The organism is Pseudomonas sp. 9_2_1 (genome assembly GCF_059295275.1).
Map to the genome: position 1 here is coordinate 204,765 of NZ_CM181239.1, position 18,304 is coordinate 223,068.

Consider the following 18,304-nt stretch of genomic DNA (forward strand, 5'->3'; position numbering starts at 1 on the left):
CCCCGGCTGCCGGCAGCCGGCCTAAAATTGAAGATTGGGGGGCGAAACCGGAGGTGCACCATGCGTATGGCAAAGACCCTGCAGAATCGCCTGGACAAGGCCAACTGCGACTACGACATCATTCCCCATCCACATTCGGCCACCAGCCTGGAGTCGGCCCGCACGGCTGGCGTGCCCGCCGAGCGGGTCGCCAAGTCGGTGATGCTCGATGACCGGCATGGCAACTACATCATGGCCGTACTACCGGCCAACCGGCATCTGGACATGAGCAAGGTGCGCATGTCGGGGGCCTGGCAACTGACCCGTGAAAGCGGCCTGCCGAGCCTGTTCGGCGACTGCGAACGGGGGGCCGTGCCTGCGTTGGGCGATGCATACCAGATAAAGATGCTGCTTGATTCGAGTCTTACTCGCCAGGGCGATGTCTATCTGGAGGCGGGTGATCACGATCATCTGATTCACATGAGCATGGAGCAATATTTGAAGCTGGTGCCGCGCGCCGAAGTGCGTGAGCTCAGCTGATGCTCTCAACCCATGCCGGGCCGGCATCGTCGATGATCGGTTCGGCACCGAGGAGGAACCATGGACAATCCGATTCATCCTTTGTCTGAAATTTTCAAACAGTTGGGGCTGTCTGACGACCCGGTCGAAATCGACAGGTTCATCACGACTCACTCACCGCTCGACGACGATGTGAAACTGGTCGATGCCCCATTCTGGAACGATTCGCAGCGCGATTTCCTGAAAGAAAAATACATCGCTGATGACGACTGGATTCCCATGATCGACCAACTGAACGAGGCGCTTCATCCCCAGAAAAAATAAAGTGCCGAGCGGCACCTGACGAGTGATTGGCCGTTGCTATGCTCAGGAAAACAATAGGGGATAGCGCCATGAAAGATCCCTACGCACCAGGTTTCTGGTGCTCCGTGATGATCCTGGGCACGCTGACGGCCAGTTACTTCTACGGCATCAGGCATACGCAACAGATGAACCAGGCGGTGCACTTTCTGTATGCCGCCGCTGCAATCACTGTGGCGGCTGCTTTGGTGACGCTGACCTGGATCGCCTGGCAGCAGCTGCACTTGAACAAGCGCGAAGTGACCCAGGGCCGAACGCTGCTGACCATCTGGAACACCAAGGTCGCGCTGCGCCGCGTCGAAACCGTGTTCGACCGCTATTTCTGGGGCAGCTACTGGCATTCGGGGCGTACGTTCGAAGAGGTCATGGGTGAGCTCAAGGGCACCCCGCTGGAGCAGAGCCTGGATGCGCTGAAGCGCCAGTGCCGCACGCTTGACCGCGAAATTCACGACCATCACCACCACTGGCTGGCCAATGCCCGCGACCTGTCCAGCGTTGCCCAGGCCATGGCCCGCGAGCGCTATCAGCTGGACCTTGGCGAACCCACCCCTAGCGGCCATGGCAATACCGCCGTGCTCAACCGTGACCTGGAAGTGCTGGTGTATACCTGGTCGGCGCGCCTGCGCAGCTTCGACCATCAACTGGACGAACTGGAGCGCGCCTACCATTGAGAGGGGCCTCATTCGCCGCGGATGTATTGCTCCAACTGCAGGATGAGGCCGGCCTGTTCGGCGATGGTTTCCTTGACCAGGTCACCAATCGACAGCAGACCGAGCAACTCTCCGTTGCTGACCACTGGCAGGTGGCGCAGGTGGCGGTTGGTCATCAGGTTCATGCAGTACTCGAGGTTCTGCTTGGGTTCCACGGTGACCACCGGCGCACTCATGATTTCGCGCACCGGGGTGGCGGCGGAAGAGCGGCCCTTGAGTACCAGTTTGCGTGCATAGTCCCGTTCACTGACGATACCCACCACCTGGTTGCCCTCGACAACGGGCAACGCACCGACGTTTTTCTCCGCCAGCATTTTCAGGGCGTCGAGCACCGAGTCATCCGGGCCGATGGTGTACACGGTCTGGTGCTGGGACTTGGTCTTGAGGATTTGTTCGACGGTCTTCATACGGGCCTCTGCGGGTGGAAAACGGCGCTGTCTCGGAGTAACTAAAGCATCCGACACGGCGCTCTGCACGGCAATGCAGGAAACGGCATGCAGTCGATTGAAAAACGTCATCGGTGTTCGCCTGTGCGGGCCTCTTCGCGGCAAAGCCGCTCCCTCCGGAGTGGCACTGACCTCAAGGCCTGTGGTGCATCTGTGGGAGCGGCTTTAGCCGCGAACACCGGCGCAGCCGGTGCCATCCATCACTGCGTCTACAGGCAACCACTCGCGGCAACCTCCTGGCTCGCCTCCTTGAGGGCCGCCGCCACTGCGGCTGCATCGTTGGCGGTGTAAACCCGCCCGCCGGTATTGCTGGCTGCGCAATTGGAACCGGTGCTGGCGCTGATGTTGACCACGTTGATCCGCAGGCGTGGCTGGCTCTTGGCTATCTGTTCCGACACGCTGCACACACTGGTGCCGCAACTGTCCCGGCCATCCACGAACATCACGATCACAGCGTCGCGGTCCCGCCCGTTCAGCTTGCTGGCTGCCGCTTCCAGGCTGATGCCCAGCCCTGTACCGCCACGTGCTTTCAGATCTGCGATGCGTTTGACCAGGTCGGCACGCTGGCCTTGGCCGAAGACCCCGTGGTCCACCGGGCTGCGGCAGCCATCGAAGGTGATCAGGCGCATGTCCACGTTCTTGTCCAGGTCGCCGATCACGGCAGTCAGCGAGCTTTTCGCCACGTCCATGCGGGTCAGCCGTTGCGGCTGGTTGTTGGCCAGCAGCTCATCGACGAACGGAATACGGGTGAGCAAGCCGATGTACCAGGGGTCTTCCGCCTGTTTCACCCTGATGCGCTGGTCCATGGAGCCGGAGGTGTCCAGCACCACCGCAAACTCCGAGGCCTGGAAGCCACCCCCCGGCATACAGATTGCCGCCTGCGTGTAGCCTTGCCAGCGCTGGTACAGCGCCGGCCAGCTGCTGTACAACCCATAGAGCAGCAGCAATAACAGACCCAGCAGCAACCACGGCCACAGGCGCCAGCGGCGGCGCTCGACCAGCACTACGCTTCGCTTGGTGGCGGGTTTTGCGGTTGGCGCGGGTTTCGGTTGCGCCGGCGCTACCTTTGGCGGTGGCGGAGGCGGCGCCGGCTTTGCCGTGGCAGGTGCCGGTTGCCCCCAGCGAATCACCAGCGGTTCGCCGTTGATGCTGTACAGGTTGGCCAGGTCCGGGTGCCCGATCAGCGTGCGCAACGCCTCTGCGGCCGGTGCCTGGCCGCGTTTGTGCAGTTCGTCCGCCAACTGGCCGACGGCTGCCTGGCGTTCTTGGTAGCGCCTGAGCAGCGCGGCCTGCTGCTCGCGATCCAGCGTGGCATACAGGTGCGGTTGCCCTTCCAGCTCGGACCACCATTCCAGTACGCCGTCGCGCCCCTGCCTCGGTATCGCGTACAGGTGAGCGATGCCCGGCGGAAAATGCTGGCGAATCAGCGCCACCCGCTGTTCGAGGGCACTGGCAGCATCCTGGCTGGCATGGGTGTCGCGGTTTACCCTTTGCATGGTTCGTCCTAGTCGCAATCGGCCGTGCTGGAAACTTCCTGGCTGGCGTCCTTGAGGGCTGTGGCCACCTGCTCGGCATCGTTGGCGGAATAGATGCGACCACCGGTTTGCTCGGCGACGCAGCTGGCCAGGTTGCTGTTGCTGATGTCGATCAGGTTGACGCGCAGGCGTGGCTGCTCGCGGGCGATACGCTGCGCCACTGCACACACGTCCTGCTCGCACCCGTCGGCACCGTCGATAAACATTAATATCACCCCGTCGCGGTCACGGCCGTTCATGGCCCTGGCCGTCACGTCCAGGCTGGCCGCCAGGGCGGTGCCATCATTGGGCTCGAGTGCCTGGATGCCTTCGATCAGCGCCGGACGCTGGGCAAGCTTGAACACGCCATGGTCCAGGGGAGCGCGACAGCCGTCGAAGGTCACCACGCGCATGTCGATCGCCGGGTGCAGGTCGTTGATCAGGTGGGTCAGGCTGCTCTTGGCCACGTCCATGCGCACGGGGGCCTGGGTAATGTGCGCGACGCGCTGCTGATCGATGTTCGGGTCATCATTGATGTGCTTGAAGAACCACGCTTCGTCCTCCGGGGTAGCGGCAACGTTGAGTTGCATCGAGCCCGAGGTGTCGAGCACCACGGCAAATTCGGGCGGCTGCAGCTGCGTGCCTTTCACGCAGGCGAAGGGCGTGGCAGGGCGGCTGCCAAGCCAGTGCTGCAGATACGGCCAGCCCAACCACAAGGCCAGGGCCAGCAACAGCAGGCCAAGCAACGGCAGCAGGAACCACGGCAGCCATACCCGGCGCCGGCGCACCACTGGCGCTGGGGCGGGCAAGGGTGCGGTTGCAGGCGTGACCGGGGCCGGCTCGGCCCAGCGCACGACCAGCGGCTGGCCGTTGACGCTGTACAGGTTGTTCAGGTCGGCAGGCCGGATGAGTTTTTCCAGCAGCGCTGCCTCATTGGTCTGGCCCAGGCTTTGCAGTTTGCCGACCAGTTGGCGTACCGCGTCCTGACGCTCGTCGTAAAACCGCAGCAAGGCAGCTTGCTGCTCGGCCTCAAGGTCGTGGTAGCGGTGTGGCTGGCCTTGCAGCTCCGACCACCATTCGCGCAGGCCATCCTTGCCGTCGCGCGGGGTGGCAAACTGATGAGCGATGCTTGGTGGGAAATGCCTGACGATGATCGCCATGGCTTGTTCGAGCACCCGCAGGTCGTTGCTGGCGGGGCTGGTGTCGCGGGTGACCCGCTGCATGTGCATATCCTGAAAAGATTCGGCAGCCGAAGCTGCCGAAGAGGTTCTACTCGTAACCCAGGCTCAGCTGAAGGCGGCTGACCTGTTGTTGCAGGTCCTTGAGTTTTTGTTTGCGGGCTTCGATCTGGGCGTTGCTGGCATTTTGCGAGGGTGCCGCCTGGTTGGTCTTGAGCTGCTGCTCCAGGCTGGCGATCTGCTTCTGCACATCGCTCTTGTTGCCATGGCGGGCCTTGAGGGTGCCGAGCAGCCCATTCAACGACTGCTCCAGGCTGGCCTGCTGGCGCTGCTGGCTTTGCAGGTCCTGGCGGGTCGAGGCCTGCAGCGCACTCAACTGCGCGTAGACCTCGTTGAACTGGCGGTTCTGCTCTTTGGCACTCAGCAGGTTCTGCTCGCTGTTGCGCACGCCTTCGGCATAGCCGCCGCCGTAGTCGCAGTTGAGTTTGCCAATCAGGCTGGCGTTGCTGTCGGAGGCATTGCACTGCGAGGCAGTGGTTGCACACCCGGCAAGGCTGGCCAGCAGGGCCAGGCACAAGCAATTACGCACGAACATGGGGTGCTCTCCTTCAGCCCAGGGTAATGGCCGAGCGCTGGCTGTAGAGGCCGTCGACCTCCTGCTGCAGCGACGCGACCTTGGTGTTCATCTTGGCGATTTCGCTTTCCACCTTCTGCACTTCGGCCTGGCTGGCGCCGCCATCGCGCTCCAGCTTGGTGACCTGCTGGTATTCGGTAACGCGGGCTTTCATGTTGTTCAGGTCTTTGCGCATCAGGCCGATGTTCTGGTCGATGTTGGCGATGTCCTGCTGCGCCTTGGCCTTGTCCACGGTCTTGGCCTTGATGCTTTTCTGAATGCTGGCGAGCTGTTGCTTGTCGTCGTTGATCACGCGCTGCAGCGTGTTGGTGCGCTCCGCGACCTTGGCGGTTTCACCCTGCACTTCGGTGGTCATCGCATTCAGGCGCTCGGTGGTATCGGCATACTTTGCCCGGCGCTGGTCCAGGTAATAGTTGGCCCCCATGGCCACACCGCACGCGGCGACACCGGCGATGATCGAGCAGGCAGCCTTGTTGCCGGAGTTGGACAGCATGCAGGCGAGGATGCCGCCGCCAGCGGCAATGGCGCAGGCCTGGAAGCCCGAGGTGGTGAAGAACTTGGCATCGTTGCCGGTGGTCAGGCGCGGGTCGGCGGTGCCCTGGCTACCGGTCAGCGAACTGCCGGTGTTGGCGCAACCGGTAAAGGCCAGGCACGCAGCCATGAGCAGACTGAGCCAAGGTGTGATGCGGGTCGATGTCGGGTTGGTCATGGTGCGGTTCCTGGGGTCCTTGGGTCAGTGTGCGACGGTCTTGCAGTTGTTCAGCCACGCGGTGGCGTCGATTTTCTGGGTTTTCAGGAACGACACCTGGTTGGCCCAGTGGGTTTGCAGGTACGGCGACAGTTCCTTGAGGTTCTTGTTGGCCTTGAACGAGCCGTCCAGTACCGGGACCTGGGCGTCGAGCAGGTCCTTGCCATACAGCGAACCGGACTCCACCAGTGAGCTGGCGTAGTAGCGGCTAAGTTTGTGCAGGCGTTCCTGTTGTTCTTCGAGCTTGACCTTGCGCACGCCACAGGTCGGGTCTTCTTCGCCGACCTTGCAGTTGCTGGCGTAGTTCTTCTGCAGAAAGTCGAGGTACTGGCCGTCGTCGAGCATCTTGGTGCAGAGGAACGCCCCCAGGTTAAGGCTGGCGCGGATCGCCTGGTCGCGGGCTTCCTGTTGCTGCTGGTTGCTGGCGCGCAGCTGGTTCTCGACGGTCTTGAGCTGGGTCTTGAGCGCTTCGTCTTCCACGTTCGAGGCCAGCTCTTCCAGCGCCTTGACGGTGCCCTTGTCCTTGCTCTGGGTGGCCGGTTGATCGCTGCCCAGGTTGCTCCAGCTTTTCTCGATGCTCTTGACCCGTTCGCGCGATGTCAGGGTGGGTGAAACCATGGCCAGGCGCAGGCCGTTGGTTTTCTTGGCCACGGCGCCTTCGGCGTTGTAGTACGGCTCTTCCTGGCGCAGCGAGGTGCGCAGGTCGCCTTCGCTGGTGAGGTAGTTGCCACCGCGTACCACATAGCCGCCGGCCTGGCCGTGCTGGCGGTCGAGCTTGTTCAGGCGAAACGGCTCGAACATCATCTCGCTGGCATTGCCGAGCATGTCGTGCAACCCCAGCGGGTTCGGCTTGAGCAGCCCGGTCAGCTGCAACTGGCCGTTGGCAGACTGGGCACCGGCGAACCACTCGTGGGCATTCAGGCCCTCGGGCATGGGGTAGCGGCCGTCGCGGAACTCGGCGGTGCTCACTTGCAAGCCGCCGCGTGCGGCGAACTCCCATTCCACCTCGGTAGGCAGGCGCAGGAAGCCCAGGGCGCCGTCTTCCCGGGGCAACTTGGCGGCAGCATTGGCACGCAGCCAACGGTTGTATTTGTCGGCGGCCTGCAGGGCGTCCAGCCAGGCAACCGAGACCACCGGCAGGCGCTGCTTGTTGGAGGCAGTCGGGCAGGTTTCGTCGGTCAACGCTTTGTACTGCAACTGGCTCATCTCGTATTTGGCCAGCAGGTAGTAGCGCGACTTCTCGCCTTTGGGGCTGGTGAAGCTGCCGGCGATGAAAGCGGGCCGGGTCTGCTCCACATAGCCCCACTCGCCGCTGTCCTGGCCGATGTTGATCGGGTAGTCGTCCAGCGGGCCGGCGACCGGGATCATCACCTTGCGAAACACCATCGCCCCGTCGCAGGGCATGGGCAGCACTACGTCGTCGGCATCAGGCATCGGGTTGTAGTACTTTTCGTCCCAGGTTGCCGCTGCTGCTTGCAGCGCGAAGCCGAGACCAAGTGGCGCCAGAAGCAGGCGGCTGTAGGCTTTAGAGTTCACGCAGACTCTCCGCAGGTTGTATCCGTATGGCACGCAAGGCGCCTGTCAGGGCGACCAGGCCGGCGACCAGGAAGGCCAGCAGCAAGGCGACCAGGCCATGCCACACGGTGATATGACAGATGAAGGCGCCGGTGGCCTGGCTGCTGACCAGCAACCGGTCGAACAGCAGGCTGCCCAGGTAGTAGCAGCCGAGGCCGCCCAGGTAGCCGGCAAGGCTGAGCACCAGCGCTTGCAGCACTACGTAGGCCGACACCGCGGCACTGCTGAAACCCAGCAGGCGCAGTACCGCCAGGTGCCGGCGCTTGCGGTCGATGTTGGCCAGGAAGGCCCCGACCAGCGAGGCGATGCAGCCGATCAGGGCGGCGCCGGCGATGACGCCGAAAATAAGCCCCAGCACATGGTTGATCGCCTTGACGTTGTTGATCTCTGCCAGGCGGCTGGCGGTTTCGATGCGCTGCTCGTTCAGCCACTGCTCCAGTGGTGCCACGCTGTCGATGTCCCGTGCATAGACCCGCGCCCGGGCGTAACCGACTTTCAGCGCGTCGAGGGCTTGGCCGCTGCTGGCGCCAAGGCTGGCCACCAGGTAACCATCGCGGTAGTGCTCCAGTTCCATCAGCAGATCGGGGCTGACGAAAGCGGCTGGGCGGGCGAAGCGTACCGAGCTGACGACGGCACGTACCTGCAGGGCCCGCTCGCCACGCTCGTTGACGTCGTTCAGGCGCCGGGCAACGCGCAGGCGAACCGTGTCGCCAACCTTGGCATCCAGGCGTTGCGCGGCCCGTTCGCTGAGGATCAGCTGGTCGGTCGCCAGCTCGCTCAGGGCTGTCGCCAACAGCGGGTCATTGGCCTGGGTCGGGATGACCTCGACGTTATCGGCGAAGCGGCCATGCGCCCCGAGCAGATCGGCCTGGGTGTTCAGCGAGCGGGTCTGGCCGATGGCGAAGCCGACTTCCGGGCGCGCCTGCAAACGCTGCAGCCAGGCCTGGTCGTAATGGCCGCTGTTGAGCATCTTCACCTCAAGGTTGCGTGGGTCGCTGAGCAGCTCCTGCTGCAACTGGCTGACCACGCCGTGCTTGAGGCCGAACAGCAGCAACAGCGGGGCGATGACGGCGACCAGCGAGGCGGCCATGCACAAGGAAACATTGCGGTCATGCCACAGGTCGGCCAGCGACAGCCTGATCAGCAGGGCCAGGCGTTTATGCCACGGGTTCAAAGCGTGTTTCCCCTTGACCATTGATGGCACCCAGGCGCGGCAGGCCGAAGCGCTCGACCAACGCCCAGTCGTGGGACACGATCAAGGCACTGAGCCCCAGCTCGGCCACCAGGTTCAGCAGCAGCTCGAACAAGCGCTCGGCGTTGTGTGGGTCCAGTGCAGCGGTCGGCTCGTCGGCCAACAGCAGCCGTGGTTCGTGAGCGATGGCGCGTACGCAGGCGACCCGCTGGCGCTCGCCGATGGACAGCGCCTGGGGCAGTTTGCCCAGCAGCGGTGCCAGGCGCAGTGCCTCGACGGCCTTGTCCACGGCCGCGCAGCCAGGGGCCAGGCCAAGCAGGCGGCGCGGCAGCAGAATGTTGTCGCGCACACTGAGGAACGGCAGCAGCCCGCCGTTCTGCAGCACAAAGCCAAGCTCGCGCGAGCGCAGTGTCGCCAACGCCGGTTGCTGGTCCTGGGCCAGCAGGCTGGCGACATCCTGGCGTTGCGGGCCAAGCCGGTAGTGGGTCAGTTGCTCGGGTTTGAGCAGCAGGCCGATGGCTTCCAGCAGCGTGCTCTTGCCGCAACCGCTTTCGCCGGTGATGGCGCGTACTTCGCCAGGCCGCAGGCACAGCTCATCCAGCCGTACCCGGTGAGCCTGCGATCCTTCGCCTCGAACAATCCGTAATCCCTTGATATCGAGCATGTGCGGTCAGGGCATCATTTCCAGCGGTACCGGGTAGACGTTATCGCGGCTGTCACTGCCCGGGGCCAAGGCGACCCAGCGGTCCACGTCCGCGTTGTAGCGCTGGTAATGGCGAAGCTTGCTGCTCAGGCTGCGAATGAATTTCTCCTGGGCCAGGCCATCCCAGCCTTTCCAGGTTTCTTCGTCCAGGTTCAGTACTTCGCTCTGGTAGGGCAGGTCTTGCAGGTACTCGCCGAGCACGCCCAGGTCGGCCACGCGGGTGGTCGAGCCCTGCTTCAGCTGGTTCGGGTCGGCACCCATGGTGGCGGCTACCGAGCGCAGGCGGGTGAACATTTCGTCGGGCGAAATCATGCCTTCGTTGGCGGCGTCGAGGATCTGCTTGAGCACCTCGCTGAGGTCGCTGAGCTGGGCCTTGGTCAACAGCACGCGCACATCGGTGGTGGGCACGTTCTGCTTGATCAGGTCACGGTCGCTGATCCAGGCCTGGAACACGGGTGGCACCTGGGTGCCGTTGGCCTTGCCAAGGTAGGCCAGCTGCATGGCGTGGCCTATCAGCGCCGCATCCTCGAGCATTTTTTTCTCGGTGGGGTCGGCCTTGGCATTGGTCGCGCTGCCGATGGCGTCCTCGCCCATGTAGGCAGCCCGCACCTGCTGGGTGATGGCGGCGGCCAGGCCATCGACCTTGCGGCCGAAGGCCTCGACATCGCCGGCATTGACCGGGTAGTACAGGGAGGTATTGGTGCCCGGGTAGTTGGACAGGGTACGGTACTGCGCCTCGGCGCTGCTGTGGTTCTTCGAGCCGCTCGGGGTTTTCAGGTGCAGCGTGTACAGGGCAACACCCGGGTTGCTGGCTTCGATCTTGACCTGTTCGGCGCCAAGGCCGGTACTCGACAGTTTGTCGCCACCGTCGATGGCACCGGCATCGGTGATCAGTACCACATAGCGCGCGCCGAATGCGCTCCAGTCGATCTGGTCCACGGCCGACATCACACCGGCGAAGGCATCTTCGTTGAACTCGCTGCTGGACACCTTGGCCTGCTTGAGGTCTGCGACCTTGGCCATGAAGTCGGCACCGTCCTTCACGGTGTTGGGGTCGGCGTACATCTTGCTGACGTATTCCAGGCCCGGCACCGCCTTGGTGCTGGAACGGTAGGCGACCAAGCCGAACTTGACCTGCTTGCCCAGATTTTCCTTTTCGATCTGCGTGTAGACGCGCTTGATCGCTTCACGGGTACGGTCGATATACGGGTCCATCGAGATGGTCGAATCGATCACGAACACCACAGCGGCACTGAACGCTTTCAGCTGTTGGTTGGCGGCGGCCTGGCTCGGCGCTGGGGTTGCCGCTGCGGCGCTGTCGGCTTTGCTGACCGAGGCCACGTTGAGGATGCGGGTGCGGAAGCCTTCTTCGGTCATCACCTCTTCGCCGCTGAGCACTGGCAGCAGGTAGAAGTTCTTCTGCAGGTCGACGAAGTACTCGGGCTCTTCGGCCAGCACCCCGGCTGCCTCGGCGCCATGCTTGAGCTTGGCGCGCAGCGGTGCCACGTGGCTGACCGGGTCGGGGGCATTGAGGATGCCTTCGAGCTGGTTGCGCTCCTTGAAGAACATCAGCCGGTCGCGGTTGGCCGGGTTGGTGAAGGCCAGGGTCAGCTGCATTTTCCAGTCGACGGTGCAGTCGGCAGGCAGCCAGCCGATGCTCTTGCCCTGGGTGTCGGGCCCGACCCGCAGCCATTCATGGGCGTCGGCCTGGGCACGCTCGTACACGTAGAAGCGGCTGAAGGTAGGTTGCGCGGCGCCAGAGGCGGCGCCAGCGGCATCGCTCAGCTTGCACCCAGGGGTAGTCAGCACGCGCTGGAACAGGGTTTTCTTGCCGTCCTGCAACAAGGGCTTGTCGGCGGCCTGCAGGGCAGGGCTGAGGGACAAGGCCAGCAATGCGGCGCCAACGCTACGCATCTTCATGGCTTGAGCTCCTCGTAGCGCTGTTTGGCTTCGGCGTTGTTTTCATCGAAGCTGAGAATGGTCTCGTACCAGGACGCTGCGGTGGCGCTTTCCGGTGCCTTGAAGCAGTTGCTTGGCTGGTGGTACTTGGGGTCGTATTCGTGGGCGTAGGCCGTGGCGATCTGGATGTCACCGGCGTTGGCGCGGTTGGCATACAGGCGCTGGGCGACGTCGCAGTGGTCGTTGGCCTTGGCCTGGTTGATCACTGCCAGCAGTGCCGCACTGTCCGGTTGGCTCTGGATGCACGTCTGCAGGAACGCCAGGGAAGTCTGGCCTTGCATGCTTTCCAGCGAGCAGGGTTTGCCTGCGTCGGGCTGTGGCGCTGGCTGGTCTGCCGTCGGCTCAGGTGCAGGTGCTGCGGCTGGGCTGCGGTTGAACCACCACCAGCCGCCTCCAGCGGCAAGCGCCAGCAGGATCAGAATCAGCAGTGGCAGCAGCCAGGTGTTGGCCTTTTTGGCAGGCGTGGGCGGCGGCGTTACCGGTGCCGGCCGGGGCGCGGGCTCCGCAACCACTGCCGGGGCAGGCTCCGGCTCCGGCGTAGCGACCGCAGGTGGCTCGATAACCACCGATGCACTTGGCAACGGCGCCGGTGGCGCCGACTGCTCCAGTGCCGGCCCCGACTCGACGGAGGCAATTATGGCGCTGTTGATACGCACCATGCCCATGTCGCTGCGCCCGGTCTGCGGGTTGCTGACTTCGATGCGGAAGGTGGCGGTGCCGCTGGCTTGCAGCAACGGGTTGATCAGGTTGGGGCCAATTCGCGTCTCGATTGCCGGCGCGCCCGCAACGGCGCCCAGGTTGTCCAGGCGGAACCAGTGGGCGACGTTGCCCCAGTGCCCGCCTTCATGCAGGTACTCGTGGGACTGGCTGCTCTGCAGGGAGCATTGCAGCCCTTCACTGGTGCCCTCCCAGCCGGTGATCCGCAGCAGGCCCTGGCCTGGCGTGTTCACTTCCAGTGGCAGCACATCAACTCTGATACCCATTGCAATCAACTCGCTTGAAAGGTGTTCAGCAACACCGCCAACTGGCGGCGCTGCTCGGTGGTGATTTCCGGGTCGGCGCCACTTTTGGCGTTTTCCTGGGTCAGCCAGGCCAGGCCCGACAGCCAGTCGACCAGGAAGCGTTGTTCATGGTGCGGTGGCTGCTCCGGCAGCACCGGCAGCTCGCCCTGGGGCACGCTGTGGTAGAAGTCGAACACCGGTTCGCGCGAGCCCAGCAGGCTGTTGGGGCGCTCACCGGCAGGCTTTTCCAGCAGACCGAACCAGGACAGGAAGTCGCGCATGGCCAGCTGCACGGTCAGTACCTGGCGCTGGACCATCTGGTCGCGGCGCATGCCGTTGAGCACCCGGCGCATGACGGCGGCGTCCAGCTGCTCGATGAACAGCGGCCGGCGTACCGCGCTGACCAGCTCTTCGACCAGGGCTTCGACCACTTCACGGCTGAGGCGCAGGTTGGCCAGGCGCGCGGGTTGCGTGCCCAGGTCGCGCATGTGCTTGATCCACGCCTTCAGCGCCGCGCGAACAAAGCGCTGCTCCGAGGTCAGGCGCTTGGCCAGGGGCTTGGGCGCCGGTGCCGGTGCTGCGGACGGGTTGTTGGCGAACAGGTTGCCGAAGCTGATGGCCGGGGCTTTGTTGGCCGGGGCCTTGGCAGCCTGTTCCGGCTCGTCGGCGGCCTCGCCGTCAATGCCGTCGATGTCGTACACACCGCCCAGGTAAAGCTCGCGCAGCTGCTCGACAGGTACCTGCAAGGCATGGATCAGCTCGCTGATCGCGTCCGGGTCGGCACCCAGGTTGTCGAGCAGGTACTGGGTTTTTTCACGTTTCTTGTTCAGCAGCTGTTCGAAGTCTTCTTCGCGCCAGGTGTTCAGCCCGTGTTCAAGCAGGTCGACGCGGCACTGTTCCAGCTGCTCTTCGATACGCGCCAGCTTGAAGTCCAGGTCATTGATCGACGCGAAGCTGGTGCTGAAACGGCTGATACCGCCATCGTTCAGCGTCATCATGGCATCGAACGCGGCACCGGTATCCGCCACATGGCGGTTGGCAGTGGGGAAGTCGACCACGTATTGCCTGAGCCGTTGAATATCCCCGGCGTAGCTCTCGATCAACCGGTGCTCCTGGCCCTGCGCGTCACGTTCGATGAACGCGGTTTCTTTCAGGCGTGGCTTGCGCACCATGTAGGTATTGTCGAATGGCTTGCCGACCGACCACTCCTTCATCCATTCCTGGCTGCCGAAGCGCTCGACGATGGTGATTTTCATCAGCCGCTCGGCGGCTTGGATCAGGTGCGTGTCTTCCTTGCCGAGGGTGCTGTTGATCCACCCGTCGCACATGGTAAGGGCCCAGATCAGCCCTGGCGCGCGTTGGCCCCGCTCTTTCGGCGTGGCGCCCTGGGTATTGTGGATCCAGCGGGTCAGTACCGGGGCGACGCTGATCACGTCGCTCTGCTTCATGGTGCTGGTGCACACCACCAGGGCATTCATTTCCTGAGCTTCGCTGTAGCGCTCGAAGAGGTAGGCAACCTTGCCGCGCAGGATCAGGTTCCAGTACGGATAAACCTCATCGGTGGACTCTTTTACTGCCGCTTCGTCAACCGACAGGTATTTGTTGCGCGTGCGGTAGCCGGGGAAGTCGAGAATGTCGACGTCCTGCGCAACCGAGGCCGTCGGCCTGTTCAGCAGGCTGAAGTTCACCTCGACTGCCAGCGTGGCCAACTGGGCGATGCTGATGCCGACGCTGGCCTGCAGCTTGCCATCCAGGCTGGGCCGGACCTGAAGTTGCTGATCACGCCCAGTGTCCAGGCGGCTGAGCACGTCCACGCTCATGATGTTGCAGGGCGACGCCGTAACGCTGTCGGTATCCTGCTTGAACACGCTGACGGGTGCATAAACCGTTTGTGCATGGCCCAACCGCTGCAGCGCCCCTGCCAACACACTGTAAAGGTCGGTGATGGGCGCCTGCCCACCCCACAGCACCGAGAACAACTTTGCCCGCTCGCGGGGGGCAAGGCGTGGCGCCAACTTTACTGCGCGTGGCCAGTAGTGTTCATCCAGAAGGCGGGTGGACTTCTCATAGTTGCTTCTCAGGTAGTCCCACAGCGCGACCACGTCATCGCTGCTTACCCCGGCTTGCGCCTGGTTTTTTTCCTGGCCTTCGAAGTCATTGAGCGCGGCCTGGATCCGTTGCTCGGTAAAGCTGTAATCCATCCGTTCATGGTCGAAGTCCTCGAACCACGCATTGCAGAGGATTTTCGCGACTTCGATTTCGCTGAACAGCTTCAGCTCGACGGGATAGCCGGCGTCCTGGCTTGGCGTGGATTTGTGGCTGAACCGCGTGACCAGGCCAGTGGCCTCGCCGCCACCGCCTGGCGGGTTTACATGCTGGATGAAGTCCAGAACCTGGCCACCGAAATTGCTCTCCAGCTTGCCATTGGCATCGGATGCCAACGCCGAAATCAGGTACGACTTACCCGCCTGCGAGAGGCCAAAAAAACCTACGGCCATTGGGCTGCTGGCGCTGCGCTGGAGGTTCTTCGCCCGGTTGCGCGCGCGCCTCAGGCGCAGGCCAAGGCCATCGGCCTCGGCCTCGACGCTGGCGGCGTTGCCACGCACCTGCTCGATCCATTCCAGGGCCTCGCCGGCGCCTTTGTGAATGGCGCCCCAGGCACCCATCAACTGCTGTTGCTTTGGCGTAAGGTCGCTCATTTTCCTTTGACGTTCCCGCTGTCGAGCCAATAGTCGCTGTCACTCAAACTCATGGTCGGCATGGTGTTGAGTGAGAGTTCAAGATCCCGGTCGAAGTCGAAGTCGGCATCCTGGATGTTCGATTCCAGCTTCTGGATGACCAGCTTGTCGCTGATCAGCCCCTGCTCGCGTTCTTCCTGATCGAACTGCTCGATCTCCAGGCGAATGCGCAGTACCGGGGCTTCGCCGTTCTTGCCCGCCGCGCGGGAAAACGCCGCGCTGCCCGAGGGGGTGAAGCGCAGGGTGTACAGCGGTGAGGCCGACCACCGCTCGGCGGCCAGCTGGCGGTAGCCCAGGTGCATGTCGCCGCGCATTTCCAGCCAGGGCGTGCCGCGCTCCTCACCCTCGCCGACGATCGGCAGCTCGATCAGCCCCTTGTCGGACTTGAGGTCGTGGTAGAGCACGTCGGCGCGCTTAATGGTGCCGGCGTTGTCGATCTGGCCGAAGTGCTTGATCACCGAGTAGGGCTTGAGCGCGGCCGTGCGGAAGTAGAAGTTCGGCACGCTGTGCTTGGAACACAGCAGGCAGATCATCGCGCCCACCGAGGCGGTGCTTTTCGGGTCGTCGATCAGGCCATTGCGGTGGAACGGGTACCAGCCACCGGTGCGGTAGTTCTGCATCGGCAGGATGCGCCCCGGCGGCAGCGGCAGGCGCTGGCGGATGAACGCCTGGATGCCGGGCAGGCGCGAAGGGCGGCCGGTCAGCAGAAGCATGTCGCAGGGGTAGTTGAACACCACCTCGCACAGTTCGCCGAGCACTTTGGTGATGTTGATCTGGCCACCCATGAAGGCGGCGTGGACCTGCTCGAGGTCGAAGCTGATGGGCGTCTGCAGCAGGTCGAGGGCACCATCGCGGCCGACCTCGCGGCGCACGGCGGCGTTGACGAAGGCCAGCACGCTGTCGCTGACCGTGGCCTCGCCCAGTACCTGTTGCCAGGTCTGCTCCTGCGCAACTTGCGGCTGCGCCGGGTCGAACTGCTCATAGGCCTTGAGCAGGGCCAGGCCCAGTGGCACGAACACTTGCAGGTTCAGTTGCTGGCGCAGCAGGCGCTCCTGGGCGGTGGCGTCGCCATTGCCACACAGGCGCGACATCAGTGCATCGGGGGCCGGTACGCCGGCCGTGCGCAGGGCAGCGGCGAAGGACGGCAGGATGAACTCCTGGATCATGTCCAGCAGGATGTCATCGCCGGCAATCTTGAAGCCATCGCGGAAGCGCTGGGTCGGCACGATGTGCACGTTGGCCCCGGCACCGCCACCTGCGCCCCGGTCCAGCCGGTAATCGGTGATTACCAGGTCGGTGGTACCGCCGCCGATATCGATGGTGGCCAGGGTGATCTGTTCGTGTTCCTGTTTGTCGGGGCGCGCCAGGGCGACGAAGAATTCTTCCGGGTGGCCGGCAAAGTTCTCGTTGACCTCGTTGTACAGGTAGACCAGCTGGCCGCAGCTGGCTTCGTCCCACTCCACGCGCACGCTGGGGAACGGTGTGCGGGTGTTGACGTCCTTGCCCTTGAACGGGTTGCTCTCGTCCTGATGCCAGCCCAGGCTCTTCCAGACCAGGCCGATGGCTTCGTACAGGCGGTTGCTGAGCAGGCTGCGTTCGGCCTGGGGCATGCCCGGTGGCACGGTCAGGGTGATGCTGTTGAGCTGGCGCGGTACCCGCGCATGGCCCTGGCGCGAGCGCTGGGCCGGGCTGTTGATCTGGCTCAGCGCCTGGGTTACCACCTCGGCCAGCATGAAGGTCATCAGGCTGCTGCGCGAATAACGCGGGCTGAATACCGGCATGTCGAAGGGCTTGAGGTACAGCGGCTGGCCACGGTCGTTGATCAGGTTGGCGAATGGCGCGGCAACCGCCATCGGCTCCTTGTCGGTCTTCACGTAGGCGGTGTTGAAGCGCCAGCCGTGGCCGTAGGCCTTCTCATCCCACAGGTAGCGTTTCGGGCTGGAAAGGCCGGTCGAGCCCTCGGTGCCGCGGTTGCGGCTGGCCAGGCGGCCGGCTTCGCCGCCAACCCGGGCGATGGTCGGCCACTGGAAGGCGTTGTGCCGGCCGCTCTTGATCGACAGGTGGTCCTTGCCGAAGGCGGCGTGGGTGAACTCGACGCGGCTCTCGAAGGCCTGGTTGTAGACCTTTTCCGGCTCGCTGAGGTCGCGCAGGGCCAGCACGTAGTTGTGACGCATGCCCGAACCCGCCTGGCCATGGTCCTCGATAAGGATGCCGCAGGTGCGCGAGTTGCCCACGTCCAGCACCAGGTCCACCGGGATCGGCTTGACGATGCCATTGGCCGCGTTGGCAATCACCTTGAGTTCCGGGATCTCGACCTTTGGTTTTTCGCTGCTCTGCTCGGCCGGCACCGGGCGGCGCAACAGGCTTAGCAGGTTCAGGTAGTGGCCCAGGTGGCGGTTACCCTGCAGGTCACGGTCCAGGCGCTCGCGCGTCCATTCCGAACGGGCCTCGGTGTACACCTCGGTGAGCCAGTCGCGGATCCAGGTGTGGGTCAGGAACCAGCCATATTCACGGGCACTGCACGCCAGCTTGAAGGCCACGCCGGAGCGCACGTCGTCTTCGTTGGGGGCCAGGTACGGTGCACCGGCAACCTGCGCCATGGTGCGGCTGTCGAAGCCCAGGGTAAGGCGGTGGGTATTGCCGTCCACATCGGGCTCGGCGAGCTTGACCAGGCGCATGCGCGCCCAGTTGTTCGGGCCCTCGTCAAAGCGATAGGGCGGCGTGAAACGCAGGAACGGGATGGGCAACCACACCCCGTTCAGCAATTTGAGGCTGTCCTCCATCGGCAGGCGGAAGTGGCTCTCTTCGCTGGTGTCGAACTCGACCTGCACCACTTTGTCCGGCTCGGGCTCGTAGAAGTCTTTGTATTCCTTGGACCACAGCAGGCGCGTCGGCACCATGCCGTTGTTGAGCTGGACGAATTTGCCGGTCTGCTCGCCATCCGGGCCGAGACGCAGGGCGAAATCCATGAATTGAATTCCGGTATCGCTGACCAGCGTGACCGTTTCTTCGAACTGGGTGATTTCGGGCAGCATCTTCTGCGTTTCT

15 protein-coding genes are annotated in these 18,304 nt (G+C 63.8%); 3 read left to right on the forward strand and 12 right to left on the reverse strand.

Going from position 1 to position 18,304, the window contains the following annotated elements:
• The first annotated feature begins 60 nt into the window (after nt 1–60).
• From AC5O5I_RS00820 to AC5O5I_RS00830, 3 genes are all read left to right on the forward strand, one after another.
• Nucleotides 61–519, forward strand: a complete 459-nt coding sequence (locus AC5O5I_RS00820) for an aminoacyl-tRNA deacylase (protein WP_172232256.1) — start codon at nt 61–63, stop codon at nt 517–519.
• A 60-nt stretch (nt 520–579) separates the two neighbouring features.
• Nucleotides 580–822: a DUF2789 domain-containing protein gene (locus AC5O5I_RS00825; protein ID WP_172232253.1), complete on the forward strand. Its 243-nt coding sequence runs from the start codon at nt 580–582 to the stop codon at nt 820–822.
• Nucleotides 823–890: 68 nt separating this feature from the next.
• Nucleotides 891–1,529, forward strand: a complete 639-nt coding sequence (locus AC5O5I_RS00830; RefSeq protein ID WP_172232250.1) for an NADH:ubiquinone oxidoreductase subunit N — start codon at nt 891–893, stop codon at nt 1,527–1,529.
• A gap of 8 nt (nt 1,530–1,537) precedes the next feature.
• Here AC5O5I_RS00830 and AC5O5I_RS00835 read toward each other — a convergent pair whose 3' ends face one another.
• The 12 genes from AC5O5I_RS00835 to AC5O5I_RS00890 form a co-directional block, all read right to left on the reverse strand.
• Nucleotides 1,538–1,975, reverse strand: a complete 438-nt coding sequence (locus AC5O5I_RS00835; RefSeq protein ID WP_172287460.1) for a CBS domain-containing protein — start codon at nt 1,973–1,975, stop codon at nt 1,538–1,540.
• A gap of 248 nt (nt 1,976–2,223) precedes the next feature.
• Nucleotides 2,224–3,510: a VWA domain-containing protein gene (locus AC5O5I_RS00840; RefSeq protein WP_494511915.1), complete on the reverse strand. Its 1,287-nt coding sequence runs from the start codon at nt 3,508–3,510 to the stop codon at nt 2,224–2,226.
• Nucleotides 3,511–3,518: 8 nt separating this feature from the next.
• Nucleotides 3,519–4,751: a vWA domain-containing protein gene (locus AC5O5I_RS00845; protein ID WP_494511916.1), complete on the reverse strand. Its 1,233-nt coding sequence runs from the start codon at nt 4,749–4,751 to the stop codon at nt 3,519–3,521.
• Nucleotides 4,752–4,797: 46 nt separating this feature from the next.
• Nucleotides 4,798–5,301, reverse strand: coding sequence for a hypothetical protein (locus AC5O5I_RS00850; protein WP_172287457.1), 504 nt, complete (start codon nt 5,299–5,301; stop codon nt 4,798–4,800).
• Nucleotides 5,302–5,314: 13 nt separating this feature from the next.
• The gene (locus AC5O5I_RS00855; RefSeq protein WP_172229668.1) at nt 5,315–6,049 is read right to left on the reverse strand and encodes a hypothetical protein; all 735 of its coding nucleotides are present in this window, start codon (nt 6,047–6,049) and stop codon (nt 5,315–5,317) included.
• A 24-nt stretch (nt 6,050–6,073) separates the two neighbouring features.
• Complete coding sequence (locus AC5O5I_RS00860) at nt 6,074–7,624, reverse strand: formylglycine-generating enzyme family protein (RefSeq protein ID WP_494511917.1); 1,551 nt, start codon at nt 7,622–7,624, stop codon at nt 6,074–6,076.
• Nucleotides 7,614–8,837: an ABC transporter permease gene (locus tag AC5O5I_RS00865; RefSeq protein ID WP_494511918.1), complete on the reverse strand. Its 1,224-nt coding sequence runs from the start codon at nt 8,835–8,837 to the stop codon at nt 7,614–7,616. The genes AC5O5I_RS00860 and AC5O5I_RS00865 overlap by 11 nt, the downstream gene beginning before the upstream one ends.
• The gene (locus tag AC5O5I_RS00870) at nt 8,821–9,519 is read right to left on the reverse strand and encodes an ABC transporter ATP-binding protein (RefSeq protein ID WP_494511919.1); all 699 of its coding nucleotides are present in this window, start codon (nt 9,517–9,519) and stop codon (nt 8,821–8,823) included. Before AC5O5I_RS00870 ends, AC5O5I_RS00865 begins: the two co-directional genes overlap by 17 nt.
• Nucleotides 9,520–9,525: 6 nt before the next feature.
• Complete coding sequence (locus tag AC5O5I_RS00875; RefSeq protein ID WP_494511920.1) at nt 9,526–11,478, reverse strand: vWA domain-containing protein; 1,953 nt, start codon at nt 11,476–11,478, stop codon at nt 9,526–9,528.
• Nucleotides 11,475–12,500: a hypothetical protein gene (locus AC5O5I_RS00880; RefSeq protein ID WP_494511921.1), complete on the reverse strand. Its 1,026-nt coding sequence runs from the start codon at nt 12,498–12,500 to the stop codon at nt 11,475–11,477. The genes AC5O5I_RS00875 and AC5O5I_RS00880 overlap by 4 nt, the downstream gene beginning before the upstream one ends.
• A gap of 5 nt (nt 12,501–12,505) precedes the next feature.
• The gene (locus AC5O5I_RS00885; RefSeq protein ID WP_494511922.1) at nt 12,506–15,217 is read right to left on the reverse strand and encodes a virulence factor SrfC family protein; all 2,712 of its coding nucleotides are present in this window, start codon (nt 15,215–15,217) and stop codon (nt 12,506–12,508) included.
• Complete coding sequence (locus tag AC5O5I_RS00890) at nt 15,214–18,291, reverse strand: virulence factor SrfB (RefSeq protein ID WP_172225929.1); 3,078 nt, start codon at nt 18,289–18,291, stop codon at nt 15,214–15,216. Before AC5O5I_RS00890 ends, AC5O5I_RS00885 begins: the two co-directional genes overlap by 4 nt.
• Nucleotides 18,292–18,304 lie beyond the last annotated feature (13 nt).